The following is a 25,734-nucleotide window of genomic DNA, read 5'->3' on the forward strand; positions in this document are numbered from 1 at the left end:
AAATATATAGTAAATTATGAATTTTACTATTTTTCATAGTTAGAATTTAAATTTATATGATACAAATTTATTTGAAACAATTATTAGATCACTTACGTCTTAAGAGTAAGAATAATATTTTAGGAGGTCAAATCCAATGAAAAGATTAACGGTTAATTTTATTATTATCACCATTCTGCTAACTTTATCCTTAATCCCTATCTTTAATACATGGGATAAAACTTCTAACGCTGACATAAATTCAAATGGCGACCTACCAGTAGTTGGTTCTTACAAGAATCTTAAATCAATTCTTGCTGATTTAGAAAAATCAAATCTGTATTTACGAAGATATACAATACAAGTTATGGAATCTGCTCAAGTAATGACTGCAAATGAAGATGTTGCTGTAAAATCTTCAGCAGATTCAGCTCAAGGAGATTACTCTAAAACAAACGTTCAAGTAGCTGGTGTTGATGAAGCAGATGTAATAAAGACGGACGGAAAATATGTATATCAAGTAAACAACAATCGTGTCATAATCTTTAAAGCCTATCCTGCTGAAGAAATGAAAATAGTCAGTGTACTTGATTATTTTGAAGAGGGATTTTACCCTAGAGATATCTATGTTGATGACAAATATTTAGTGGTAATTGGTAATTCTTACTCCAAAATGATTCCAATGGAAGAACCTGAATTAAAAGAGGATTCTGAACCTAAAATTTTAATTGAACCTCCATTCTTTCAGCAAGATCTATTAAAAGTAATTGTTTATGATATTAAAGACAAAAACAACATAAGTAGGTTAAGAGAATTCGAAATGGAAGGATACTATCTCTCATCAAGAAAGATTGATTCATCACTATATTTGGTATCTAATAAATATCTAGATATTTATCGCATCCTTAAAACTGATCAGGAAGTATCTCCACCAGCTTACCGTGATTCTCTAAATGGTGATAAAATATCATATATCGATTATGACAAAATTCATTATTTCCCAGACTCTGTGGAAACAAATTACTTGATAATTGCAGGGATAAATTTAGATGATATCCAAAAAGAAGTAAATATCACCGCCTTTTTAGGATCTGGAAATAATATCTATGCATCCAGAGATAATCTTTACGTAACTTTAACTAAATATGATTTTGAAAAATCAAAAAAATTCATTATCAAAAACCCTTATATTAAAAAAACTACATCAATTTATAAATTCAAACTAAATAATGGGGTAGTAGAATTTTCTAATGAAGGTAAGGTTCCTGGAACAGTCCTCAATCAATTTTCAATGGATGAAAATAATGGATTCTTTAGAATTGCAACTACTACCGGTGAGGTTTGGAGAACTGACCAGTACACCTCTAGAAACAACCTTTATATCTTAGACAAAGATTTAAAGTTGGCTGGTAAAATTGAGGACATTGCCCCTGGAGAAAGAATATATTCTGTTCGATTTATGGGCGACCGTGCATATATGGTAACTTTCAAAACCGTTGATCCATTATTTGTTATTGATCTTAAAGACCCCTATTTCCCAAAAATACTTGGTAAGCTAAAAATACCGGGTTATAGCGATTATCTCCACCCATATGATAGTAATCATATAATTGGTTTCGGAAAAGATACCATTGAACTACCAAGAAAAGATGGATCAAACCAATCAATGGCTTATTACCAAGGAATGAAGATTGCACTGTTTGATGTTACTGATGTAAATAACCCGAAAGAAATGTTTGTAGAAATCATTGGAGATAGAGGAACGTACTCAGAGTTACTATACAATCATAAAGCTCTGTTATTCTCTAAAGATAAAAACCTAATGGCTTTCCCTATTACCGTTATGGAAGTTAAGGATAAAAAAGAAAATAACAAGTTACAATATGGAGAATTTTCGTTCCAAGGAGCATACATTTACAACATCGATTTAGAAAACGGCTTTCAATTAAGAAAGAGAATTTCTCATCTCGATGATACAGATTATAAAAAGGCTGGTTTATACGACTATAACTATAATAAAACTGTAGAACGCATCATTTATATTAACGATACATTATATACGTTATCTAAAGGTATGATTAAAGCCAATCGATTAGATAGTTTTGAGGAGATAAATAGTATAGAAATACCAATGCCGAAGCAATACTAACATTATTACCTTCCACTGAAAAATAGATAAACACCTAATGGGAGAAATTCCTGTTAGGTGTTTTTTATCAACCTCCTAAAGTTCTATCAGTTGTCTGATACCAATTTAGTGCATCAATAAAATGTTCTTCTTTAAAATCTGGCCAATAATCATCTACAAAATAATAATCAGCGTATACGGACTGAACAGGTAAAAAACCGCTTAGCCTTCTTCGACCACCCCATCTAATAATAAGATCAATTCTAGAGATATCCGAAGAGGCAATGTGGTGGTGTAAATTCACCTTCTTAGTTTTCGGTAAATCCTTAGCAACGAAGGCATGAAGTAGATCCCAATTCCAATCATAATTAACTAAAAAATTAATGTTAATTAGTCCTCGTCCAAAATTAACACGTCGATTAGCATATTTCTTCAACTCCTCGGGAAAAACCTTTGAAGCAGTATTTCCTATTACCAACAAGTTTGCATCTTTATTAGCCAAAGTATTAACCGCTTCAACAGCCGCTTTAACAAAAGATTCGGTTTCAATCTTAGGTCTTTTAGTATTATCTTGAGTGAATCCATAAAATGTTGCCTCTTTTATCCCGTACTCTAGCATTAGTTCATATAGTTTGAATCCTGGAAGTATTCCATGAGAATAACCTTCGTGCTTTTCATAGTTATTTTGTTTAGCCCATCTTCTATTTCCATCCGGTATTATTCCTATATGTTTTGGGATTCTCTTAATCTGATTCATACCCATAATAAACTCCTCTACAATAATTTACATAAAATTATTGTTTCAGAATTTATAATATTTTATACATCACTTTTTAATAATCTAAATAAATGCTACAATTATAAATGAAATTCTATAAATAATTTAACGAGGTGATTAATCACATGAAAAAGAAACATTTATTTAGAAAAGTATTCATCTGGTTTTTAATCGTCGTTTTCGGTATCTTACCTGCTTTAAGCACAGTTATGTACATTCTAATTGATTAATAAATTAAGGTAAATCTAATGATTTACCTTAATTTAAAACATTCATATAATCTTAACGTTTTCTTAAATTAATTGGCTTTTCTAAAGCATATAAGTCATCTTCAATTGAAAGCATTTTTTCATTTATTAAAGTTCGAGCATCATTTATAGCTTGATTATAAATATAGGGACCTAATTCCCTAATCATAAATTCTATAAAGCCTTCAGCTGCAATCGATCCAATTTCTTCTGATCTTTCTGTTTGGTAATATTCTTGCAGTTTAACGATTAATACATCCTTATGTTCTCTTCTCAGTTTGAGATTCATCATTACCAAATATCCACTCCTATTCTCATTACATTTATCTCATAGGTAATATAAAAAAAGAGAAGCTAGTTTACGACTACTTCTCTATGTATAACTAATTTCCTTTTTATTAAATGATAAATTTAATGGAAATTATTCTTTGATTTTGCCTCTTTCAGCTTTTTAGGTGTTAGATCATTCCCAAATTTATCGACTACCTTTATCGAATGTAATTGAGCCCTTAAACTTTCACGATAAGCTTGAATATATTCTTGACGAAGTCTATTTTGTTCTTCCTTTTCTGCTGTCGATAATCCAACTGTTTTTGCTTTTCTTGCTAGTTCGTTAATACGGTCAATCTTCTCCTTTTTCATCGCTTCCTCCGGTTGTCTTTCTTTTTGCTATCCTTTTTCAGAAATTCTATATTTTTAATCGGCGGACGAAATATGTCCATACATAAAGTTTGGTAACACATCGTTATGAATGTCATATTCAAATTCAGCACGAGAATAGTGGATTACCTCTTCTTTTCCACTAACTTCATCAATCGTAACCCGACTCAACTGATACTCTTCAGGCGGAAAAAAATGTTGATGTACATCATAATAATCCCAAGGAATTTTAGGTGCCATATTTATACCTCCCTTTTACCTACAGTATGTCAAAAAGAGAGGTTTTTTAGTAATATAATTTTTATTAAATTTATCTATAGTTAGTAAATTGTAATTCTAATCCATAATCTTGATCTTTTAAAAATTGAATAATCTTTTGTAAGTCATCCTTACTTTTTCCAGAAACCCTTATTAAGTCTCCATTGATTTGAGCTTGAACCTTCAATTTCAGACTTTTTATATCTTTTACGATTTTTTTAGCAACGTCATTTTCAATTCCTTGCTTAATTTTGATTATTTGTCGAACAAGTCCACCGCTTGCCTGTTCTATTTTGCCATAATCCAAATTTTTTATTGAAACTTTTCTTTTGATTAGTTTTGACTTAATAATATCAATCACACTATTTAACTTATATTCATCATCGGAGATTACCTTAATTTCTTGATTCTCAAAAGTTATTTCTGACTTACTGTTTTTAAAGTCGTATCTTTGTGAAATTTCTTTATTAGCTTGGTTAATAGCATTAACTACTTCCTGAAGTTCTACTTTTGAAACGACATCAAATGATGATTCCTTCGCCATTACTTTCCCTCCTCTTTTTATATTCCTAACGTTCTAACAACGTATACTCGTTGTATATGATAAAGTACTCGACGTTTAAATTCAAGTTGAGATACGTTATAACTTGATATTATTTAACTAATCATTTCCAAAAAATTCGAAATACAAAGCCTTGATAGCCTTTTCTTCATCGATGGCTTTTATTCCAAACATCATACTTACTTTAGAAGAACCTTGATTTATCATTTCAATGTTGACACTTGCCTTAGCTAAAGCCTCTGTCGCTCTTGATGCAATTCCGACCGTACTTCTCATACCTTCTCCGACGATCATTATTAACGCTAAATTTCGTTCGATTACCACATCCTCAACATTTAATTGTTCTTTAATTCGGTTGATAACCCGTTTTTCGATTTCTGGATTTAGTTGATTTCCCCTTAATATCACAGAAATATTATCGATACCGGATGGAATATGTTCATATGATAAACCCTCATCTTCTAATATTTCAAGAAGTTTTCTACCAAATCCTATTTCCCTATTCATCAGGTATTTACTTACATATATGCTACAAAACCCTGAATCACTTGCTATTCCAATTATTGGCCTATCAGTAGCGTCACGACTAATTACTATCCTTGTGCCGGGTGCAGATGGATTATTAGTATTCTTTACATTAACAGGAACATTTGCACGATAAGCTGGCATTAATGCCTCATCATTAAGAACTGTAAAACCAGCATAGGCAAGTTCCCTCATTTCCCTGTAAGTTAATTCATTTATTCCCTGTGGATTAGGTACAATTTGGGGATTTACAGCAAATACTGAATCGACATCGGTGAAATTTTCGTAATATTCTGCATTAACAGCAGCAGCCAAGATTGCACCCGTTATGTCAGAGCCGCCACGTGGAAAAGTTACAATAGTACCATCAGTTGAATAACCAAAAAAACCGGGAAAAATAATTACCTTTGACGTATTTTTTAACTTGTTCAAATTTTGGTATGACTCTTCGAGAACATAAGCATTTCCAAATTTATTACTTACAACTAGACCTGCATCATTTGGGTCGACATATATTGCATCAAACTCCCTACTTTGAAGATAATAGGCGACTAGTTTAGCAGAAAATTTTTCACCCGTTGCCTTTACTGTATCCATAAATGCATTTCGATCAGTAATACTAGATGTAAGGTGATCGATAATACCTTTTGTCAGATTATTAATTACTTCATCGGAAAGTGCGAGTTCTTGAGCAATCTCTATATATCTTGCCAAAATACTATTCAATTCCTGTTCAGCCGAACCAAATGTTAAGTACTTTTCTGCATAAGCGATCAACATATCAGTAACTTTAATATCGCCATCGAACCTTTTACCTGGAGCGGATACAACGATTATTTTCCTGGCAGGGTCAGATCTAATGATATCATATACTTTTCTAATTTGTTCAGCTGTAGCTAATGAGGTACCGCCAAATTTTGCAACCTTCATACAGCACATTCCCCTTTTAATCAAAAACTACTTAAACAATATTATGATCTTAATACTTATGAATAAAATTATCTTTCATATTAATTAGGAAATCAAGATAATATTTGAATAATTATTAATAATTATTAATTTTTTCGCTATAAATTTGCAAAATAATGATGTTATTGTTTTGTAATTAAGTCGAAAAGTGTATTTTAATGATGGAATAATTAAAAAAATAGATACATTTTGTTGAATCCTGCGCTTTCCCCGGAAAAGATTACTTTAATGCTAACAACATAAAAAAGCTAGATTTACCTTAGCGTACAGGAAATCTAGCTATTTCAAAAAATAATCTAAGAAATTGGAATAAGCAATACTTGCCCGGGATAAATAATCGCTTGGTCAAGCTTGTTCAATTTTCGAATATTATATATTAACTCTCTAAAATCTGACTCACCGTCATAATATCGTTTAGCAATAGACCATATTGAATCTCCTTTTTTAACAGTAACTGGAACATATTTGATTTCTTTTAAATCATCAATCTCATTACCTTTTGCCAGAGCTACAAAACTCAACGAAACAATCACTAAAACTATTAGTAAAACATCAAATACTTTCACCATAAACCCCTCCGAACATATATTCTATTAATAATATAAAATAGAACATTAGTTCTGTCAATAGTTTTTCGAACGAATGTTTGTGTATTTCTATCTATTATGTTATAATAAAGAAAATTTCAACTGATTTGATGGTTATTTATACATAATACAAACTTTTAAATTAATTTTTTGAGGTGACCTATGAATAAGTTATCTTCTAGACAAAAGGCTATTTTAGATTTTATTAAAAAGAACGTTAGAGAAAAGGGCTATCCCCCTTCTGTAAGAGAAATTGGCGAAGCGGTTGGTCTAGCATCAAGTTCCACTGTTCATGGACATTTATCCAGATTAGAAAAAAAGGGACTAATCAGAAGAGATCCTACGAAACCAAGAGCAATTGAAATCTTAGATGATTCTTTGCAAGACCAAAATAATGATCTTGTTAAAGTCCCTCTCATTGGTAAGGTAACAGCAGGAGAACCCATAACTGCAGTTGAAAATATTGAAGACTATTTTCCACTTCCTTCCCATATGGTCAACCAAGATGAAGTTTATATGCTTAATGTTCAAGGAGATAGTATGATTGAAGCGGGGATTTTGGACGGTGATTACGTCATTGTTCGCAAGCAACCCGTAGCAAATAACGGTGAAATTGTAGTGGCCATGACTGAAGATGGAGAAGTAACCGTTAAAAGATTTTATAAAGAAAGTAACTATTTTCGCCTCCAGCCTGAAAATTCAAGTATGGAACCGATAATACTAAATAAGGTAACAATTTTAGGCAAGGTAATTGGTGTGTTTAGAAAGATCCATTAATAATACGAACCCCCCTTAGCAATTTAGCTAAGAGGGGGTTTTATTAATAAAACTTCATATACTGTTCTCTCTCCCAGTGGTGAACTTGTGTTCTGTACATATCCCATTCAATTTTTTTTGCTTCTACAAAGTTCTCCACTGCATGTTCACCTAATGCTGATAAAATTACTTCATCTTGCAACAATTCTTGGATTGCTTCTCGTAAATTTGCAGGTAAATCTACGATTCCTTTATTCTTTCTTTCTTCTTCATCCATAATGTAGATATTACGGTCAATTGGAGCAGGTAATTCTGCCTTTGTTTTTATACCATCTAATCCAGCTTTTAATAGTACTGCCAATGCTAAATAAGGGTTAGATGATGGGTCAGGATGACGAACTTCAATTCTAGTGCTTAAACCTCTAGAAGCTGGAACTCTAATCAATGGACTTCTATTTTTCGGTGACCACGCAACATAAACAGGAGCTTCAAAACCAGGTACAAGACGTTTATATGAGTTTATCGTTGGATTAGTAATAGCTGTTAATGCACGTGCGTGTTTTAAAATTCCTGCAGTAAAGTATTTTGCTGTCTCTGATAATCCTAATGGGTCGTTAGGATCATAAAATGCATTTTCTTTTCCTTTAAATAGAGATAGATGGGTATGCATTCCTGAACCATTAACTCCAAATAATGGTTTTGGCATAAATGTAGCATGTAAATTATATTTGCGAGCAATTGTTTTAACAACTAGCTTAAAAGTTTGAATATTATCTGCTGTACGAACAGCGTTGGCATATTTAAAATCTATCTCATGTTGACCAGGAGCTACCTCGTGGTGAGAAGCTTCCACTTCAAATCCCATACTATCTAACGTCATTACAATATCACGTCGGCAATTTTCACCTAAGTCTACCGGAGCTAAGTCAAAGTATGCACCATTATCATTTAAGTTTAGTGTGGGCTCACCATTCTCATCAGTCTTAAATAAGAAAAACTCCGGCTCGGGGCCTACATTCATTGCTGAAAACCCCATTTCTTCCGCTTCTTTTAAAACCTTCTTAAGGATACCCCTTGGATCTCCAGCAAATGGCGTACCATCTGGCATATAAATATCACATATTAAACGTGCAACTTTCCCTTTCTCAGGTTCCCAAGGGAAGATAACCCAAGAATCTAAATCAGGATAAAGATACATATCAGATTCTTCGATACGAACAAAACCTTCAATTGAGGAACCATCAAACATTATCTTATTATCCAAGGCTTTTTCCAATTGACTAAATGGAATCTCAACATTTTTAATCGTTCCCAACAAATCTGTAAACATTAATCGAATAAAACTAACATTTTCCTCCTTAGCTATTCTCAAAATATCTTCTTTACTATACTTGCCCATTCTTATTAATCTCTCCTTTACATTTATTCAATCAGTATAACCTAAAATTAATTAATTAAAGATTAAATTTTTATCTTTAAATAATAATTATTTAAGTAAAATCGGCCTTCTTAGTGGAAAAAACGCGATAAATCTCCTTGAATTTGTGAATTGGCATACTTTGATTTCTGATGTAAGACTTCATTAACTAATTTTCGTCTTAACTCTGAGTCAGAGATCTGTCTTTCTTTACTTTTTAGCTTCATCAATGCTTTTTCTTGCTCCTCAAGTTCACGTCTTCTGAAGATTTCTTTTATTCCTGCTAAATTAACCTTTTTATCTAATAAACTTTTAATCTCTAAAAGTCTGTCAATATCCGCAAAGGAAAAGAGTCGATGTTTACCTTTTGTTCTTGCGGGTTTGATTAGTTGTTGTTCTTCATAATATCTGATCTGTCTTGCAGTCAACTCCGTTAGCTCCATAACTATACTGATCGGAAAAAGTGGACGATTTCTCCTTTCAAAATCATTCATCTTAATCTCTCCTTACTAATGTACGATTACATTATATGCAATGTTAATTTTTTTGTCAAATATATGTTAGATTTTCTTACATGAGATTTCGGTCTAGTTTAGAAATATAATGTATACTTAAAAAAAATGCCACCAAAGTGACATTTTTATGTATGTTTAGATATTCTTTATTAATCCTTTTTCAAGCATTTTTTCTAATGCCGATAAAATACCCCATTTTACATGCTGGTAAGTAAGTCCCCCTTGAAAATAACCAATATATGGTTCTCTAAAAGGTGCATCACCAGACAATTCAAGACTTGCACCTTGTACAAACACCCCAGCCGCCATGATCACCGGGCTTTGGTAACCAGGTAGCTGTGCAGGTTCTGGAACTACGTGAGAATCTATCGGTGATCCCTTTTGAATCCCCTGCAAGAATGCAAGTAATGCATCTGGATCATTAAATTTAATCGCTTGGATAATATCATCCCTACTTTCAGTCCAATGAGGATTTGTTTCAAAACCGAGCTTCTCTAATAGCGCTGCAGCAAACACCCCGCCTTTTAAAGCTTCACCAACAAAATGGGGAGCTAAGAAAAATCCTTGATAAAAATCTTTCAAATGGCCATATGTTGAACCCACTTCTGCTCCAATTCCTGGTGCTGTTAGGCGATATGAGATCATTTCAATATATTTTTCTTTGCCAACAAGATAACCACCTGTTTTCGCTATTCCACCACCAGGATTTTTAATTAGTGACCCAACTATTACATCTGCCCCAATTGCTGTTGGTTCTAGCTTTTGAGTGAACTCACCATAACAATTGTCCACAAAGGTTATAACATCTGGTTTTATTTCTTTGACAAAATCGATCATTTCTTTAATTTCTTTGATACTAAAAGATGGACGCCATGCATATCCTCTAGATCTTTGGATAGCAACAACTTTTGTTCGGTTATTTATCTTCTTGGAAACCTGCTCAAAGTCAACTTTACCATTTTCATTAAGCGGTACGAAATTGTAGCTAACTCCCCATTCTTTTAATGAACCCATACCCTGGCCACGTATTCCGATCACTTCTTCTAAGGTATCATAGGGAGAACCAGTGATGTACAATAGTTCATCACCTGGACGCAATAATCCAAATAATCCAATCGCTAAAGCATGTGTACCAGAAACAATATGAGGACGAACTAAAGCAGCTTCAGCTTCAAATACATCGGCATAGATTTTGTCCAAAGTTTCTCTTCCAAGGTCGTCATACCCATATCCTGTAGATGAATTGAGATGAAAATCTGATACTTGATGTTTATAAAAGGCATTTAACACTTTTCCTTGATTATATTCGACTATTTTATCAATTTCACTCAAACGATCAGCAATTATATTCTCAACAATTTCTATCAACTCTTTAAAACTCTTATTAAAATTAAAAAATGAATACATTACTATACTCATCCCTTCGATTATATGTAAAAACTAATTTATGCATGAGTTTAGTATAAGTTAACTTGTCCCAAAATGCTATAAAAAAATAAAGTAATCATTTATACTGTATATTATGATTAAAAAACTAAATTGGAGCGAATAGTTAAATGATAAAAATTGATTTCCCGCCATTAACTAAAGCAACTTTTATTAAAAGAGTCAATCGTTTCATAGCAGAAGTAAAAATCAAAGAGCAAATCGAACTAGTTCATGTGCCAAGTACGGGGCGTCTTGATGGAATATTAAAAACTGGAGTAACTTGTTACCTAAAGCCATCAAGCAATCCAAAAAGGAAAACGGCATATTCCCTATTTTTAGTTGAAGATAATAATGTTAAAATTTGCATTGATTCATTGATTACCAACGACTTCGTCTACCAATTGCTAAGAAAAAATGAAATTCCCGGCATTTCTATAGGTGAAATTGCCAAAGAAGTATCTCTGCCAGACGAAAGAATTGATTTTGTTGTAAGGAATGAAGATCTTGAAAATTACATTGAAGTTAAATCAGTAAATAAATGTGATAATGGCGTTGCTTGTTTTCCTGACGCTCCAACTGAAAGAGGAAGAAAACATCTTACAAATTTAATTAAATACCAATCAGTAAATTCAATCCAAAGCCATCTAATCTTTGTAATACAGCGAAATGACGCGGAAATCTTTTCACCTTGTAAAGATCGCGATCCAGAGTTTGCCAACCTGTTAAAAGAAGCTTATAAAAAGGGGGTAAAACTCCATATTTGTCTAACCAATGTGACAGAAAATGAAATGTATTTTGATAAATGGTTAAAAATTAAACTTTGAAGAGTATAAAAAATCTTCAGGTTGGATCGTCATTAAAGCTTGCTTGGATTTAGAAAGGTTATGCTCACTGATTAAACGTACAGCCTGATTTCTAATAGCTTTTTCAATTCGATTCCGTACTAATCTTGCATTACTAAAACTTCTTAGAGGATTAGCTTTTTCTTCTAGAATTAATTGTTTTAGCTTCTGCTTGGCTGATGGTGAAAGGATATAATCCCTTTCTTTCACCATCACTTCTGCAATCTCCATCAACTGTTCAACTGTATAATCTTCAAAATCTAGCTGAATGGGAAATCTTGAATGAAGCCCAGGATTTGAATGAATAAATCTTTCCATTTCATATGAATATCCGGCTAGAATTAGTATAAAATCATTTTTATGATCTTCCATTGCCTTTACTAATGCATCAATACTTTCCCTACCAAAATCTTTTTCACCACCACGATACAAGGAATAGGCTTCATCTATAAATAAAATACCACCTAACGCTTTTTTTACCTGTTCACGAGTTTTTTGAGCAGTATGACCAATATATTCACCGACTAAGTCTGCTCTTTCTACCTCAACTAAATGTCCTTTAGAAAGTATCCCCATTTCATAAAACATTCTTGCCATTATCCTTGCAACTGTAGTTTTCCCAGTTCCAGGATTTCCTTTAAATATCATATGAAATACTTGAGAATCAGTTTTTAAACCAATCATCGAACGACGTCTACTAATATGAATAAAAGCAAATATTTCAAAAATCAGCTTTTTGATATCTTCTAGTCCTACTAAACGGTTTAATTCCGCAACTATGTTATTAAATTTATCTTGTATATCTGGATTTAGCGTTGAAATATCATCATTATTAGAAAGATGAGGTGCTTCTTTTGGTTTGGTTAAATTTTTCCTCTGATCAAGAACAATATGAATCTTATGTTGTTGATTAGACATTTTAATTATTTTCTCGCCCATCAGATTCACCCCATTATTATTTCAGTAATACAATATACGCAAATTTTTTTAAAAATGTGCTAATGCCTATAGGAGAAATTAAAAAAGCTAACAAAAAAACTGGCTTAAACCTATCTAAAAGATTTAAAGCCAGTTATTAAGTAAAAAACAATGTTAATATTTAAAGATCATAAACGAAATTTGGCAACGGATTGATTTAATTCCTCAGTTATATGCTTCAATGCTTCAGCACTATCATTTAAAGACTTAGCGATTTCAGACTGCTCAACAGCGTTATCGAGAACATCTTTAGATACGTGTGAGAGCTGCTCAGAATTACCAGCAATGTTATTGATATTATTAACGTTATCTTCAGTTGCCCGATTTATTTGTCTTATACCTTCAACGATCTCATCAATTTGATTATTAAGCGAAGTTATATTCCTAACGATCTCATCAAATTTACTTGAGGCATCATTTACTGTCTTTATTCCCTCTTCAACTTCCTTAAAACTGGTGTTGACACTGTTTATCGTGTTTTGAGCAAAAACTTCAGTATCTTTTATTATCTTTCCTATTTTATCAGATAAATCGGAGGTTTCGGATGCTAGATCTCTAACTTCTTTTGCCACAACAGCAAAACCTTTTCCTGCATCTCCAGCTCGTGCTGCTTCGATAGTAGCATTTAATGATAGAATCTTAGTTTGATCTGCTATTTGGTTTATTTTACTGATAATACTTGTAATCTGCTTGATGTTTTCTATCAATTGATTCGAAAAATCTTTTAATTCATTAGTGTTAGTATAGATTTCATCCATTTGATCACTAATTTTTCTCGTCATATCCAATCCTTGATTAGATAAATCATTAACCATATCAGCATTTCCAGAAACTAGCTCAATGCTTGCTGAAATTTCTTCAATTGAAGCAGATAATTCCTCTGTTGAAGCAGTCAGATCAGTAATTGAAATATTTTGTTCATTGATATTACCTGAAATAGATTCAATATTGGTAGCAACCTTTGAAGCATACTTTTCAGAATACTTCGCTTGTTGTAACAATTGCTCAGAAAAATTATCAATCTTATCTTTGTTTATATCAATTTTTTGGATTAATTGAATAATACCATCTTTCATTGACAATAGATTTTCTTTAAGGCTACCTATTTCATCTTTGCTTATATTATCAAAACTAATATTTAAATCACCATTTGCCATTTGATTAACCTTTTTATTAACCTCTTCAATATCATTGGCAATTGTTTTACCTATTCTATTAGCTGCAGAAATTGAAGTTATAAAAATGATGACCCCAGTAAAAATTATCAAATAGTAAATATTATTTCTAATATCATTCAATTTATCATTAACCTGTTCCTTGTAGAAAGCTGTTATTTCAAGACCTTGAGTAATCATCGGTGAAACAAGACTATTTTGAGAATCAATTTGCCCTCTTATAACATAAGATGCTATCATATCGCCATTGGCTTGTTTTTTATTTGTGACACTATTAAATGATGTGGAGACTTTGTTACTAATTAAGTTGGTTAAATCAACAAATTTATCAATTTTTTCAGAAGTCGCTTGATTTAATTCTAGCTTAAATCTTTTATTGTCCATGATAGTTTTATTAATTTCATCAATATACTCGATAATATCCGTATGTATTTCACTCATAAACTCTTTTGTATATGAATCTATTTTGTCAACGTCAATATACTTTGACTCATAAAGAGAAAGCTCATTAGTCTTCCAACCTATGTGATAAATATTCTTCTCTAAATCATTCAACTCTTCAAGTGCATTTTGGTAGAGATGAAGATTTTGATACTGGGTAAATACCAGTAAAATGACCAAAATAGTTACTACCAGTGAGGGTGATAAAGTAATAATAATTTTCTTCTTTACTGCTACATTGTCTAGATTAACAAATTTAAATTTCTTAAAACTTAACTTTCCTAATTTGAACAACTTAAATTTTCGTTTTTTATCAGGTTTTTGTTTTTTTGTTTCAGAATCAGTTTTATTAAATTTAAATAGCTTTTTCATAGAAACCTCCTGGAGTGTAAAAAAATTGTTATATTAAAAGATTAATATCATATCGGTTATTTGTAAAGAATATTTTTACAAATTAATACTTTCAGTTAATTTCTATTATATCTCATTTTATTATTTCAACGACTATTTCTCGATTAGTTTTTTCTAATTCAATAATAATAAATGGATAAGTAATCATCTGTATGGTGATTGTATCGGGGCTTGGATCAATGTACTTTACCTTAATCAATATCATTTCAGCATATTCTTCAAAACCAATTACTTTTAGACCGTATCCTCCGGTTTTTTTTTGACCTCTAGTTATTATTACGTATGTCTTGTCATCAGCATGGATAATTTTTTGACTTTCGAAATATTTGTTCTTATCTAGGAAATCCAAAACTTCTTTTGGGGCCTTTGAATAATCGATTACTTTATAATCCAACTTTATCACCCTTTATTTAAATTTTATCTTAAAATATTATATTGATTAGATAGATATCATGACAAAAAATTTAGCATTAAAATTAAAAACATTCTTAACCATAGGGCAAAGAATGTTTTTAATATAAATTATTATGTATTTCAAAGAATTTGCACCTTTTGAGATCGTTTATCTAAAATCTTTATTCATTATCCTTGGCATCGGTATTTAAGTTAATATTTTTAGCTGGTACAAACGTGGAAATTGCATGCTTATATACCATCTGTTGTTTTCCTTCAGATTCAAGGATAACAATATAATTATCAAAACCTCTTATTACTCCCCTTAATTGAAAACCATTGGTAAGAAAAATAGTTACAGGAACATTTTCCTTCCTAGCAATATTTAAAAAAGTATCTTGAATATTAATAGCCTGTTTCATTACGATAACCTCCCATTTTCACCGAAATCCATTATAGTTTAATTCTTCATAAATTGAAACTTTCCTGCAATTAATTCATAAATATTATGTAAATTTTTTTCTTTAACTTCAGGTTGCTCATCAGTCATATCGAACCAATGAATCTCAGGCATTTGACGAAACCAGCTCAATTGCCTTTTAGCAAACCTTCGAGTCCCCTGTTTTATAAGGTGAATCGCCTGTTCTAAGGTTATCTCCCCCCTTAAATACTTTATAATTTCTTTATAGCCAATTCCTTGCATAGAATTGTATCTCTCATCATATCCTAGTTCCAATAATTTTTTTACTTCCTCGATCAACCCTTCTTCGATCATATTATCTACACGACGATTTATTCGGTCGTATAGTTTAGTGCGATCCATAGTCAAACCGACCATAAGAAGATCATAAGGCGTCTCCAATTTTTGCTCTTCTAGAAGTTGACTGAATGTTTTACCAGTCGCATGATAGACCTCTAAGGCGCGAATCACCCTTTTTAAATCATTTATATGCAGTTTGCTAGCAGTTTTAGGATCAATTTCAGCTAATTTTTTGTGTAGAACTTCATTTCCATGAGTTTTTGCAAATTTTATTAATTTTTCACGATATTCTTCGTCCTTATCCGCCGTAGAAAATTGGTATTGATGAGTAACAGATTTAATGTAAAGACCAGTTCCTCCTACGATGATAGGTAACTTACCTTTGCTATTTATTTCAGATATTTTTTTCGTAGCTAACTCTTGAAATTCAGCAACTGAGAAATTATGATCTGGGGAGTAACAATCAATTAAATGATGGGGAACTCCCCTCATCTCCTCTGGTTTGATCTTTGCTGTTCCAATATTTAACCCTTTATAAACCTGCATAGAATCCCCAGAAATAATTTCCCCTTTAAACCGAAGAGCAAGATCAATGCTTAGTTCAGTCTTTCCAACCGCTGTAGGGCCTACTATTACTAATAACTTTTCTTTCATTCGTCCTCTTCTCCCATTGTTATTACTCCGTATGTTGTTGAGGATGAACGAATAACACGTTCAAATCCTAATCTCTCAAATTCATTACTCTTAATATTTTCTTTTAATATGACCTTTTTCTTAGCAACCCTTTTCGCTTCAATAACAGCTTCATAACTAATAGGATCAGGGTTAGCTATTGTTCTTAATGGACTAATAGCCGCTGAGCTTTTAATCCCTTTGCGAAACATTGGATCAAAATAAACCACGTCAAAACTATTTTCGGGTAATTTAGATAATACTTCATAATGATTACCGTTTACAACTTCAATCCTCTTCATTGCATCATTAAGATCTTGATCATCCTTCCATCCTCTATTCAAGCCATCTTTGACAAGAGCAGCTAAAATTGGCTGACTTTCTATTCCTACTATTTTCCCTTCCTTACCAACCACATATGATGCCACAAGAGAATCGGAAGCTAGCCCAAGGGTACAATCTAAAAATGTATCGCCAGGCTTAAGGTTGGAAATTTTAATCATTAAATCATTATCACCTTGTTTAATCCGATTTATACGTAAGACAGCCATACTTGGATGAAAGAAAAAAGGTTGTTTCAAATCTTTGGAGTATAATTTTGAGTGCTCCTTTTCTACAACGATTATCTCATTAACAGCATATTTTTCCATCAATTGCCCAATTGAAAGTTTTCCCCTTTTAACGTAGTGAATGCCTAATAGGTTCGAAATATCGTTAACACGTAATAACATTTCTGGATTAGGATTACTTGAAGTTGTAACAATCATTGTCATATCACTCTTTTAAACATTTTTTTTATATCATAATTTGAAAAATGGATGATTATTGGTCTACCATGGGGACAATTAAAAGGATTCACAGTCTGTCGCAGTTGTTCAAGTAATGTTTCCATTTCCCTCTTGGTTAGAAATTGATTAGCCTTTATTGACGTTTTACAGGAAGTATTAGCAATTAATTCTTTTCTTAATTCTTCTAATACCACTTCATCTTTTTGTAAAACCATCTGAATAATTTTTTCAATAAAATCCTTTTCTTGTCCATCAGGTATCCATTTAGGAATAGATCTTATTATCAGTGTTTGTTGACCAAATAATTCAATCTCAAACCCGCTATCTCTTATTATTTCAATTTTTGAAAGGATTTGTTCAATTTCTGACTTTGAATAATCGATTGTTATTGGAACTAATAACTCTTGACTAGCAATGATTTCATCATTTAATAATGCCAAATTCTTTTCGTAATAAATCCTTTCATGGGCGGCATGTTGATCTATCAAGTATAATCCCTCATCATTTTGAGCAATAATATATGTTCCTTGGAATTGACCAATCGGTTCTAATGGCGGGAACTTAACTTCATGCAAGGATTGATCAAGATTGTCGTCTATATTATCATTTTGATTTTCTTCACTTTCATTCTTAGACGACAATGTCACTTTATTTTCCTTAACTTTTGGTAATTCTCTTTGAGTGTCATCTACCTTATCCTGATAATCGATTGTTAAATCAAAAGCAGATTGAAATGCTTTATGGTATTTAATTTCAGGCTTAGGAACTTTAATCGGTTCAGGGATGAAAGTATGGCGATTTAATGTCTTATCGATTGCTTGTTCGATAAATTTAATTAACTCAGACTCCTTACTAAATCTAGCTTCAAGTTTGGCAGGATGAACATTTACATCTACCAATGTTGGATCCATACTAAGATGTAATACCGCTATCGGGAAACGGTTAACCATTAATGATGTTTTATATCCCCTAATTAATGCTTGGTTTAACAAATAGTTTTTAATATATCTTCCATTTACAAAAATAGTTATATGATTCTTATTAGCCCTTGTTAGTTCTGGTTTGGAAATAAAACCTGAAAGTTTAAAATCAAGATTTTCACCTTTTACTTCAATCATCTTTTTGGCAACTGACGTACCATATATCGCTCCTAGAACATGATCTACTTTACCATTGCCAGTTGTTCTTAAAATTAAACGGCCATTATGAACTAAAGAAATAGCGATATTTGGATAGGCCAAACTCAAACGATTAACGTAATCGATAATATGTCCCAACTCGGTTTGAAGTGACTTCATATATTTAAGTCTAGCGGGTGTATTATAAAAAACATTCTCTACGATGATCTCCGTTCCTTTTACAAAGGCAATTTCTTTCTTTTCAAACAGTTTCCCACCTTCCAATTTTACTTCTATTCCTCTTCCATAGTTATTAGCAGAAGTTTTTAGAGTTAAACTAGAAACTGCAGCAATACTTGGTAGAGCCTCACCTCTAAAACCTAGGGTCTTAATTCTAAATAAGTCTTTACTGTCCTTTAATTTGCTTGTAGCGTGTCTGAAAAAAGCTTTTTCAACATCATCTTCAGCTATTCCTTCGCCATTGTCTTTAACTTTTATGGAGGTCAAACCTCCTTCCCTAATCTCAATTTCAATCTTAGTACTACCTGCATCAATACTATTTTCCACTAATTCTTTGACGATTGACGCAGGACGTTCCACTACTTCTCCGGCCGCTATTTGATTTGCAATCTGATCATCAAGGAGATTAATCTTGCCCAAGCCATTCACTTCCTTAACCGTTTCTGAATATCATATAAGAATTGAAAACCTTCCATAGGTGTTAGATTTAATAAATCTAATGCTTTAATTTCATTAGCAATTTTCTTATATAGCTTTTCTTCACTATCTTCAAGATTTTGTTTTGTGCTAGAAGAATTGTTAAATAATTCTAATTGAAGATTGCCCTGTGCAATATCATCTGAAAAACCTTGAACTTTTTTTTGGATATTATCAGTATTATTAATAATATTTTTAGATTCTAGTTCTTTAAGTATTTTTTTTGCACTCTCAACAACCTCATGGGGCATTCCAGCTAATTCCGCAACGTGGATTCCATAACTTTTATCAGCTTTACCTTCTTTAATTTTATGAAGAAATATCACCTTTCCATCCTTTTCAATCACACTAACATGGATGTTCTTCATACGTGGAAAGTCATTGGTTATACTCGTTAACTCATGATAATGGGTAGAAAATAAAGTTTTGGCTTTAACATGATCATGAATATATTGAATAATTGCCTGTGCTAATGCCATACCATCATAAGTTGAAGTTCCTCTGCCGATTTCATCTAATAGAATTAAACTATTACTTGTTGCTTGAGTTATTGCTTGTTTGGTCTCAAGCATTTCCACCATAAAGGTACTTTGTCCACTGGTCAGGTCATCACCTGCTCCGATTCTAGTAAAGATGCGATCAGTTATACCAATATTGGCCATTTTAGCTGGAACAAAACATCCTATTTGTGCCATAATAACGATTAGAGCAACTTGTCGCATATAAGTACTTTTACCAGCCATATTTGGTCCAGTAATCAGCAATATTTGGTCATATTCTTGATCCAAAAAGGTATCGTTAGGAATAAAGGGTTGTCCATTTTGAACAGCTTCTATAACCGGATGACGACCTTCTTCGATTTGAAGCTTTCCTTCTTGATTTATATTTGGCTTTACATAACCATATTTACTACTAATCTTTGCAAAGGATAATAGCACGTCAATCATCGCTAAATCATGGGCTAAACTCTGTAAACGTTTATTTTGAGTAGCAATTTTTTCCCTTATGGTAGTAAATATTTTATACTCTAAATCTAGCATTTTTTCTTCTGCTTCTAAAATGATCGCTTCTTTTGCCTTTAATTCTTCGGTAATATACCTTTCTGAATTTGCCAATGTTTGTTTACGAATATATCTATCACCGGGAACTTGAGATAAATTAGATTTTGTAACCTCAATATAATATCCAAAAACTTTATTAAAACCGACTTTTAAAGATTTTATTCCTGTTAATTCCCGTTCTCTGCGCTCTAAATTCTGTAACCATTCTTTACCTTCGGTGCTAGCTAAATAATAAGAATCCAATTTTTTATCGTATCCTCGTTTAATGACCCCTCCATCTTTAGAAGATATTGGAGGATCATCTTGAATAGATTGTTCGATTAACGCAGCAATATCTTGACATAAATCAATCTTACTAACCAATTTTTTGATATAACTAGTTTTACTTTCGTTTATTAATTGATAAATGTCTGGCACTCTCTCTAAACTCTTTCGTAAATTATACAAATCCCTTGGTGTAGCATTACCATAGGTGACCTTTGATATTAATCGTTCAATATCATATATTTGAGATAATTGATCACTAAGATCTGCTGCTAACAAAGAATCATTAAATAGTTCTTCTACAATAGCTAACCTTTCTTCAATCGCATTTATGGAGAGTAATGGTTTTTCTAGCCATCTTCTAAGTAAGCGACTACCCATAGCCGTTTCTGTTTGGTCTAATAACCATAATAACGAGCCTTTTTTGTTTTGATCTCTAGATGTTTGAATCAATTCAAGATTTCTCTTTGAAAATTGGTCTAGTGTCATAAATTTTTTAGAATCATATAATTGCAATTGATTAAAATGTTCCAGTTTTTTCTGTTGTGTCTTATGTAAATAACTAAGTAATTGTCCAGAACTAATCATGAGTACTCTTGAAAGTGATTTTAAGTCTAAATCTGAGAACTGGTCTTTTATTATTTGATAATAATTTTTTTCAGAATAAAAGGAATCCTCTTCTATAACAGTTACTGTGGTATCAATTTGATTAAATGAAGATTTATAGTTCTCAAAAGTATTTTTTTCAATTACTAGCTCTGTAGGTTGATACTGATTTAGCTCATTCATTAAATCATCAATTTCCTCAAAGGAATCAGTGGCATAAAATTCTCCAGTCGTTATATCAGAAACGGACAATCCTATTCTCCCATCAATTTCAATTACCGATCCGATATAGTTATTCCCTTTACTATCGATTACTTTTCCTTCCATCAATGTTCCAGGAGTGATAACACGAACTACCTCCCGTTTAACTACACCTTTTGCAGCTTTTGGGTCTTCGACTTGTTCACAAATTGCAACCTTATATCCTTGATCGATTAATTTAGATATATATGTATCGGCAGAATGGTACGGAATACCACACATTGGAATTCGATCATCGGTTCCACCATCCCTACCTGTAAGAGTTATCTCTAATATTTTTGATGCTAACTTCGCATCTTCAAAAAACATTTCATAAAAGTCACCTAGTCGAAAAAATAAAAAAGCATCTTGATAGTCTTGTTTAATGGTTAAATATTGTTGAATCATTGGTGTATATTTAGCCATCGTTCATCCTCCACAATACCCAATTAGATTTCATCTTTACATTATAACATATCTAAATCTGCAATTTAATGAATCGAATATTGGGAAAATGATTATCGCCCAAAAGGAGGTAACAACCATAGTCGTCTGATATCTTTAGTTTCGTCCCAAGTAAACCCTTTTTCAATTAGATTTTCTAATGGTATTAAATACTTTTCATACAGTGAAAAATCTTTTAACTGTTTTAGCTCCTGCCATAATTCTTTAACAATAGGTCTTAAGACTTCTTTGTTTCCTGTATAATAAGCTATCTGGATATTAACATCCTTTAATGGATTCTGATATAAATAGAAATAGTTTTCAGCAATTAATTTAGCTAATGCTAATACACCTTTAGTAATAGTAGGTGAAACCAACCAACTAGGTAATGTTCTATACTCAAAGCCATTATGACTTTTTAAACGGTAGTCTCCCAAAAATCCATATTTAGGCCTTCGAGCTATCCCATTTTTGTCTTCTAATAATGTTATAGTTAAAGTAAGGTAATTATCCAAAGCCCTAAGTAAAAAGGAATTTAACCAAAGATTACTAAAATGAATATGCCCACCCAACGGATATCCCTTAATTGGCATTGCTCCAGCTAACCATTTTAATTCTCGGTTTGATATTTTCTTCGTTCCAAGTAACATGCTTTTATACAAGTTAATAACTAGTTTCCTAACATCATTTGCGGGAGCAGGCCTTAACTCTGCCAGTGGTAGTTGGGTTCTATCACGATTAGTCCAAATATAATCACATCCAACCATTCCTCTTTTTGGTAAATAGGTTGAGGCTAAAATCAAATTACCGTTTTTGTCTTGCAAAACGAATTCCGGATCAGCGCCAAGTACCACATTTTTTTTAAAATTTTGAGATACACGATCCCATTTTGCAATAAAATCTTCTTCAGCTTTTTCTAACAATGCATTGATTTTACTATTATGTTTAGGATAAGGATTTACATAAATGACCCATGCTTTAGCTCCGATAGTTACACCTATTTTTACAACTGCGTAATCAAGATTTAGAGCATAAGTGGCTCTTACTGCTTCTTTTTTAACTCGTCTTTCTTCTCTTTTACTTTGCAGATGACTAACTTCTTTCAAATATCCTTTATTTTTATCTCTTAGTACCGTTGTGTTAGTCCAGCTTTCTTTATTACTACTTACTAATTTAAAAAATCCTAGAACCCTCTGCTGAAATACCGGTAAATAATAGATCCTTTGAAATTTTATCTTTTTTACTTGATTAGTGTTTTTTATCAACGGGGTATTAACCCCATGTAAATTAAGAATTCTTAATTGATTAATTAATTCATTCTTATCTGATATTTTCTTTGCATTCTTATTTATTACAAAAGGCATATCTATTGGAGAATTAAAATTATTTAATTGATTATCATAGAATCTAGATGTCGTCATGCAGTTTCCCCCGTTTTTATTAGGGATAGCTTCACATTATCATATTCGAAAATACGACATATAGTGAAAAAAGAGAAGGCGTATTCCCTACTCTTTTTTCACTAATTTTTAGTCTAGGTCATCGATAATAAAAGATGGATCTAAGTCTTCAGAATCATCAGAATCAATATCTGCTTCCTCTAGCAATAGTCCTTTTTCCTCATCATCACAACCATGTGAACTAATAACAACACATACCTTGGTTTCTCCGATTACTTCTACTAGAAATTCTTTTTCTACTTCGACAATAACTGAATCACCATTTTCGGAAATTTTAGCATCTGTGCAAGTTGGAGCTTCAGTTGCTGTAGCAATTACTTCTAAATTACTTTTTGAACAATTACCATCTAAATAAGATAATGGCACTTGTTCAACATATGAAATAGTTTCAGTTTCTACGGTTGTTTTCGTATTATTAGCATATGAATACCATATGTTAATATCGTAGGTACCTATTACTTCTATTACATCACCAACTTTTTCTGCATCAAAAGTATGATTTATTGCCCAGCTTCCTAAAATATTATTTGGTTTATTCGGTAATGATATTGTATGAGTTGCCTTTGAAAACTTCCGTCCCTTACCACAGACCGCTTTTGTGATAATCTCTCTAGATTGCAGGTCTTTATCTGTATGGAACATTTCGTACCCTCCTCATTCGATTCTCAATTAATATTATGCAAGGCAAATGTCTATGGTGAAAAAAAACCTACAGAAATATCTGTAGGCTATCGACTATTTATATTAAATTCTATGCTAATTATTAAAATAGTGTTACAATTAAACAACTTCTCCCTTTAAGGTCCAAGTTTTAGGTTCAGTTATTTTAACATTTACTAATTTACCTATTAAGCTCTTATCACCTTTAAAATTAACCAGTTTATTTGTTCTAGTTCTACCGGATAATATTTCAGGATTATTTTTACTTTCTCCTTCAACCAATACTTCAACAATTTTTCCTCGAAGTTGTTCATTCTTCTCTCTACTTATCCTATTTTGTAGATCCATTAAACGTTGAAGTCGTTCTTTCTTGGTCTCTTCAGAAATATCATCCTCCATTATTGCTGCAGGGGTACCTTCCCTTGGAGAATAGATAAAAGTAAATGCGGAATCAAAGCCAACTTCCTCTACTAAAGATAGGGTATCTTTAAACTGCTCCTCAGTTTCACCGGGGAATCCAACTATTATATCTGTAGTAAGGACTACATCAGGAATCGCTCTCTTTATCTTATTAACCAATTCTAAATACTGTTCCCTAGTATATTTCCTAGCCATTTTCTTTAATACTTCTGAATTTCCAGACTGAACTGGTAAATGGATATGCTCAACTAAATTTCCTTTATTGGCTAACACTTCAATTAAATGATCATCAAAATCTCTAGGATGACTGGTAGTAAATCGAATCCTTGGAATATCTATCTTCCTTAAATCATCTAACAAATCCCCAAATCCATAATCAATATCCAAGTCTTTACCATAAGCATTAACATTCTGTCCTAATAGCGTTACCTCTTTATAGCCTTGACGAGCTAACTCACGAACTTCATTGATTATATCTTCAGGCCTGCGACTACGTTCTTTACCTCTAGTGTAAGGAACGATACAATAAGTACAGAATTTATCACAGCCGTACATGATGTTAACCCACGCTTTTAACCCGTCACTTCTAACCTTCGGCATTCGTTCAATGATGTCACCCTCTGTAGACCATACCTCTACTACCATTTCCTTATTAAATAACGCATCTCTAAGTAATGTGGGTAACCTATGAATATTATGGGTACCAAATATTAGATCAATATGATGATAGGATTTGAGAATCGTACTAACGACTTTTTCTTCTTGGGACATACAACCCGCCACACCTAAAATTAAGTTAGGCTTTTCCAATTTTAAATATTTTAAGCGTCCTAATTCACCAAAAACCTTATCCTCAGCATTTTCACGAACTGCGCAGGTATTAAACAGGATTATATCGGCTTGCTTTTCGTCTTCAGTAGCTTGGTAACCCATAGCTTCTAATATACCTGCCATTGTTTCAGAATCATTTAAATTCATTTGGCATCCGTAAGTTCTTATTAAATAATACTTTCCAACACCAACAGTACGCATATCCTCTGGAATTTGGTCAAAAGTAATAACTTTGACTTCTGCTTTTCCCCTTCTCTTTGCTTCTTTAATACTTGGGGTAATAAATGGTTTATCGTTAACGTCTAATTTAGACATCTAATCACCTCTTCATGTATTACGACATCTAAGTATATAGTCTTACAAATATTAAAAAATATTATTAAAAGCACTTTTTAATCACTAGCGTTGCATTAATGTAGTCAGAATATTTCTAATAATCACTAGTTCATAAAAAAATCCTTTATAATGGAAGTACAGGTGCTCCCTGTCCAAATCCAATATAAAGGACCATGCTTATGGACAAGGATACACTATTTTCGTCATTTGGTAAATGGATAGCTCCTATCAATTCTGTAAAATTACAACAAAAAGTAGAAGAAATGAAGCAAGACAAATACGTTAAAAAATTAACAACAAGAGCTTA

Annotated in this window: 24 protein-coding genes; 3 read left to right on the forward strand and 21 right to left on the reverse strand. The window is 32.2% G+C overall.

The genetic code is table 11. The features are described from left to right. Window positions 1-136 precede the first annotated feature (136 nt). Window positions 137-2,128: a beta-propeller domain-containing protein gene (locus BHF71_RS01850; RefSeq protein WP_069655974.1), complete on the forward strand. Its 1,992-nt coding sequence runs from the start codon at window positions 137-139 to the stop codon at window positions 2,126-2,128. Between the two features lie 67 nt (window positions 2,129-2,195). Here the strand turns inward: BHF71_RS01850 and uppS are convergent, their stop codons facing one another. The 7 genes from uppS to yneA all read right to left on the reverse strand — a co-directional run bounded on the left by uppS (window position 2,196) and on the right by yneA (window position 6,676). Next, window positions 2,196-2,864 carry a polyprenyl diphosphate synthase gene (uppS, locus tag BHF71_RS01855; protein WP_084024095.1) on the reverse strand — a complete coding sequence of 223 codons (669 nt, stop codon included), beginning with the start codon at window positions 2,862-2,864 and terminating at the stop codon, window positions 2,196-2,198. A 303-nt stretch (window positions 2,865-3,167) separates the two neighbouring features. Beyond that, complete coding sequence (locus tag BHF71_RS01860) at window positions 3,168-3,425, reverse strand: DUF2164 domain-containing protein (RefSeq protein ID WP_069655996.1); 258 nt, start codon at window positions 3,423-3,425, stop codon at window positions 3,168-3,170. A 119-nt stretch (window positions 3,426-3,544) separates the two neighbouring features. Continuing rightward, window positions 3,545-3,775, reverse strand: a complete 231-nt coding sequence (locus BHF71_RS01865) for a DUF896 domain-containing protein (protein WP_069655976.1) — start codon at window positions 3,773-3,775, stop codon at window positions 3,545-3,547. Window positions 3,776-3,829: 54 nt separating this feature from the next. Continuing rightward, window positions 3,830-4,033, reverse strand: a complete 204-nt coding sequence (locus tag BHF71_RS01870) for a hypothetical protein (protein WP_069655977.1) — start codon at window positions 4,031-4,033, stop codon at window positions 3,830-3,832. A 70-nt stretch (window positions 4,034-4,103) separates the two neighbouring features. Beyond that, window positions 4,104-4,595 carry a YajQ family cyclic di-GMP-binding protein gene (locus tag BHF71_RS01875; RefSeq protein WP_069655978.1) on the reverse strand — a complete coding sequence of 164 codons (492 nt, stop codon included), beginning with the start codon at window positions 4,593-4,595 and terminating at the stop codon, window positions 4,104-4,106. Between the two features lie 117 nt (window positions 4,596-4,712). After that, entirely contained in the window at window positions 4,713-6,068 is a 1,356-nt protein-coding gene (locus BHF71_RS01880; RefSeq protein WP_069655979.1) for an aspartate kinase, read from the reverse strand. A gap of 335 nt (window positions 6,069-6,403) precedes the next feature. Further along, window positions 6,404-6,676, reverse strand: a complete 273-nt coding sequence (yneA, locus tag BHF71_RS01885) for a cell division suppressor protein YneA (RefSeq protein WP_069655980.1) — start codon at window positions 6,674-6,676, stop codon at window positions 6,404-6,406. 180 nt (window positions 6,677-6,856) lie between these two features. On the opposite strand from yneA, the gene lexA reads away from it, so the two are divergent. After that, entirely contained in the window at window positions 6,857-7,471 is a 615-nt protein-coding gene (gene lexA / locus BHF71_RS01890) for a transcriptional repressor LexA (RefSeq protein WP_069655981.1), read from the forward strand. Window positions 7,472-7,514: 43 nt separating this feature from the next. Here lexA and glnA read toward each other — a convergent pair whose 3' ends face one another. The 3 genes from glnA to BHF71_RS01905 form a co-directional block, all read right to left on the reverse strand. Next, the gene (glnA, locus tag BHF71_RS01895; RefSeq protein WP_069655982.1) at window positions 7,515-8,849 is read right to left on the reverse strand and encodes a type I glutamate--ammonia ligase; all 1,335 of its coding nucleotides are present in this window, start codon (window positions 8,847-8,849) and stop codon (window positions 7,515-7,517) included. 110 nt (window positions 8,850-8,959) lie between these two features. After that, entirely contained in the window at window positions 8,960-9,361 is a 402-nt protein-coding gene (locus BHF71_RS01900) for a MerR family transcriptional regulator (RefSeq protein WP_069655983.1), read from the reverse strand. A 156-nt stretch (window positions 9,362-9,517) separates the two neighbouring features. After that, window positions 9,518-10,789 (reverse strand): methionine gamma-lyase family protein, encoded by a 1,272-nt coding sequence (locus BHF71_RS01905; protein ID WP_069655984.1) that lies wholly within the window; start codon window positions 10,787-10,789, stop codon window positions 9,518-9,520. A gap of 149 nt (window positions 10,790-10,938) precedes the next feature. On the opposite strand from BHF71_RS01905, the gene sfsA reads away from it, so the two are divergent. Further along, window positions 10,939-11,634: a DNA/RNA nuclease SfsA gene (gene sfsA / locus BHF71_RS01910; protein WP_084024087.1), complete on the forward strand. Its 696-nt coding sequence runs from the start codon at window positions 10,939-10,941 to the stop codon at window positions 11,632-11,634. Here the strand turns inward: sfsA and BHF71_RS01915 are convergent. From BHF71_RS01915 to miaB, 11 genes are all read right to left on the reverse strand, one after another. Beyond that, window positions 11,617-12,591: an AAA family ATPase gene (locus BHF71_RS01915; protein WP_069655985.1), complete on the reverse strand. Its 975-nt coding sequence runs from the start codon at window positions 12,589-12,591 to the stop codon at window positions 11,617-11,619. The genes sfsA and BHF71_RS01915 overlap by 18 nt on opposite strands. 167 nt (window positions 12,592-12,758) lie before the next feature. Next, window positions 12,759-14,618: a methyl-accepting chemotaxis protein gene (locus BHF71_RS01920; RefSeq protein ID WP_069655986.1), complete on the reverse strand. Its 1,860-nt coding sequence runs from the start codon at window positions 14,616-14,618 to the stop codon at window positions 12,759-12,761. A gap of 112 nt (window positions 14,619-14,730) precedes the next feature. Further along, the gene (locus tag BHF71_RS01925) at window positions 14,731-15,051 is read right to left on the reverse strand and encodes a protease complex subunit PrcB family protein (RefSeq protein WP_069655987.1); all 321 of its coding nucleotides are present in this window, start codon (window positions 15,049-15,051) and stop codon (window positions 14,731-14,733) included. 181 nt (window positions 15,052-15,232) lie between these two features. After that, window positions 15,233-15,472 (reverse strand): RNA chaperone Hfq, encoded by a 240-nt coding sequence (gene hfq / locus BHF71_RS01930; protein ID WP_069655988.1) that lies wholly within the window; start codon window positions 15,470-15,472, stop codon window positions 15,233-15,235. A gap of 38 nt (window positions 15,473-15,510) precedes the next feature. After that, window positions 15,511-16,464, reverse strand: a complete 954-nt coding sequence (gene miaA / locus BHF71_RS01935; RefSeq protein ID WP_069655989.1) for a tRNA (adenosine(37)-N6)-dimethylallyltransferase MiaA — start codon at window positions 16,462-16,464, stop codon at window positions 15,511-15,513. After that, window positions 16,461-17,249: a class I SAM-dependent methyltransferase gene (locus tag BHF71_RS01940; RefSeq protein WP_069655990.1), complete on the reverse strand. Its 789-nt coding sequence runs from the start codon at window positions 17,247-17,249 to the stop codon at window positions 16,461-16,463. The genes miaA and BHF71_RS01940 overlap by 4 nt, the downstream gene beginning before the upstream one ends. A gap of 2 nt (window positions 17,250-17,251) precedes the next feature. Next, a complete protein-coding gene (mutL, locus tag BHF71_RS01945) occupies window positions 17,252-19,048 on the reverse strand; it encodes a DNA mismatch repair endonuclease MutL (protein WP_069655991.1) in 1,797 nt (598 codons plus the stop codon). Window positions 19,049-19,053: 5 nt separating this feature from the next. Further along, window positions 19,054-21,702 (reverse strand): DNA mismatch repair protein MutS, encoded by a 2,649-nt coding sequence (gene mutS, locus BHF71_RS01950; RefSeq protein WP_069655992.1) that lies wholly within the window; start codon window positions 21,700-21,702, stop codon window positions 19,054-19,056. 92 nt (window positions 21,703-21,794) lie between these two features. Continuing rightward, entirely contained in the window at window positions 21,795-23,141 is a 1,347-nt protein-coding gene (locus BHF71_RS01955; protein WP_069655993.1) for a putative amidoligase domain-containing protein, read from the reverse strand. 108 nt (window positions 23,142-23,249) lie between these two features. After that, window positions 23,250-23,822 carry an outer spore coat protein CotE gene (gene cotE / locus BHF71_RS01960; protein WP_069655994.1) on the reverse strand — a complete coding sequence of 191 codons (573 nt, stop codon included), beginning with the start codon at window positions 23,820-23,822 and terminating at the stop codon, window positions 23,250-23,252. Window positions 23,823-23,960: 138 nt separating this feature from the next. Then, window positions 23,961-25,406, reverse strand: a complete 1,446-nt coding sequence (miaB, locus tag BHF71_RS01965; protein ID WP_069655995.1) for a tRNA (N6-isopentenyl adenosine(37)-C2)-methylthiotransferase MiaB — start codon at window positions 25,404-25,406, stop codon at window positions 23,961-23,963. Window positions 25,407-25,734 lie beyond the last annotated feature (328 nt).

It is taken from the genome of Vulcanibacillus modesticaldus (assembly GCF_001730235.1).
In the GTDB taxonomy this organism is placed as follows: Bacteria; Bacillota; Bacilli; order Tepidibacillales; family Tepidibacillaceae; genus Vulcanibacillus; species Vulcanibacillus modesticaldus.

Bases quoted from the DNA above. Each gene is read 5' to 3' on its own strand.
- BHF71_RS01850 (WP_069655974.1), top strand. From the start codon at position 137: ATGAAAAGATTAACGGTTAATTTTATTATTATCACCATTCTGCTAACT.
- uppS (WP_084024095.1), bottom strand. From the start codon at position 2,864: ATGAATCAGATTAAGAGAATCCCAAAACATATAGGAATAATACCGGAT.
- BHF71_RS01860 (WP_069655996.1), bottom strand. From the start codon at position 3,425: ATGATGAATCTCAAACTGAGAAGAGAACATAAGGATGTATTAATCGTT.
- BHF71_RS01865 (WP_069655976.1), bottom strand. From the start codon at position 3,775: ATGAAAAAGGAGAAGATTGACCGTATTAACGAACTAGCAAGAAAAGCA.
- BHF71_RS01870 (WP_069655977.1), bottom strand. From the start codon at position 4,033: ATGGCACCTAAAATTCCTTGGGATTATTATGATGTACATCAACATTTT.
- BHF71_RS01875 (WP_069655978.1), bottom strand. From the start codon at position 4,595: ATGGCGAAGGAATCATCATTTGATGTCGTTTCAAAAGTAGAACTTCAG.
- BHF71_RS01880 (WP_069655979.1), bottom strand. From the start codon at position 6,068: ATGAAGGTTGCAAAATTTGGCGGTACCTCATTAGCTACAGCTGAACAA.
- yneA (WP_069655980.1), bottom strand. From the start codon at position 6,676: ATGGTGAAAGTATTTGATGTTTTACTAATAGTTTTAGTGATTGTTTCG.
- lexA (WP_069655981.1), top strand. From the start codon at position 6,857: ATGAATAAGTTATCTTCTAGACAAAAGGCTATTTTAGATTTTATTAAA.
- glnA (WP_069655982.1), bottom strand. From the start codon at position 8,849: ATGGGCAAGTATAGTAAAGAAGATATTTTGAGAATAGCTAAGGAGGAA.
- BHF71_RS01900 (WP_069655983.1), bottom strand. From the start codon at position 9,361: ATGAATGATTTTGAAAGGAGAAATCGTCCACTTTTTCCGATCAGTATA.
- BHF71_RS01905 (WP_069655984.1), bottom strand. From the start codon at position 10,789: ATGTATTCATTTTTTAATTTTAATAAGAGTTTTAAAGAGTTGATAGAA.
- sfsA (WP_084024087.1), top strand. From the start codon at position 10,939: ATGATAAAAATTGATTTCCCGCCATTAACTAAAGCAACTTTTATTAAA.
- BHF71_RS01915 (WP_069655985.1), bottom strand. From the start codon at position 12,591: ATGGGCGAGAAAATAATTAAAATGTCTAATCAACAACATAAGATTCAT.
- BHF71_RS01920 (WP_069655986.1), bottom strand. From the start codon at position 14,618: ATGAAAAAGCTATTTAAATTTAATAAAACTGATTCTGAAACAAAAAAA.
- hfq (WP_069655988.1), bottom strand. From the start codon at position 15,472: ATGAAACAGGCTATTAATATTCAAGATACTTTTTTAAATATTGCTAGG.
- miaA (WP_069655989.1), bottom strand. From the start codon at position 16,464: ATGAAAGAAAAGTTATTAGTAATAGTAGGCCCTACAGCGGTTGGAAAG.
- BHF71_RS01940 (WP_069655990.1), bottom strand. From the start codon at position 17,249: ATGATTGTTACAACTTCAAGTAATCCTAATCCAGAAATGTTATTACGT.
- mutS (WP_069655992.1), bottom strand. From the start codon at position 21,702: ATGGCTAAATATACACCAATGATTCAACAATATTTAACCATTAAACAA.
- BHF71_RS01955 (WP_069655993.1), bottom strand. From the start codon at position 23,141: ATGACGACATCTAGATTCTATGATAATCAATTAAATAATTTTAATTCT.
- cotE (WP_069655994.1), bottom strand. From the start codon at position 23,822: ATGTTCCATACAGATAAAGACCTGCAATCTAGAGAGATTATCACAAAA.
- miaB (WP_069655995.1), bottom strand. From the start codon at position 25,406: ATGTCTAAATTAGACGTTAACGATAAACCATTTATTACCCCAAGTATT.